This is a genomic window from Rhodovarius crocodyli, assembly GCF_004005855.1.
GTDB lineage: Bacteria > Pseudomonadota > Alphaproteobacteria > Acetobacterales > Acetobacteraceae > Rhodovarius > Rhodovarius crocodyli.
The window spans coordinates 1-255 of sequence record NZ_SACL01000048.1 but is presented as its reverse complement, the minus strand read 5'-3'; the positions used below and the strand labels follow the sequence as shown (position 1 = coordinate 255).

Below are 255 nucleotides of genomic sequence, written 5' to 3'. Positions count from 1 at the left end.
ACACCGCCCTGCGCGCCCATGGCCCGGGCTTCGGCGCCCCCATCGTCGTCTGCAACGAATCGCACCGCTTCCTCGTCGCCGAGCAGCTGCGCGAGGTCGAGGTCCCGGGCGCGCGCATCCTGCTCGAGCCCGTCGCCCGCAACAGCGCACCCGCCATCGCCGCCGCCGCCATCCTGGCCGAGGAAACCAACCCCGGCGCCATCCTCTGGATCATGCCCGCCGACAGCGCCATCAGCGACGTCCCCGGGCTGCACG

At 73.7% G+C, this 255-nt stretch carries 1 protein-coding gene; it reads left to right on the top strand.

Going from position 1 to position 255, the window contains the following annotated elements; all coding sequences use genetic code 11:
- Positions 1–255 (top strand): sugar phosphate nucleotidyltransferase (locus tag EOD42_RS25715; protein WP_276318175.1); only part of this gene is annotated, 255 nt, incomplete at both ends.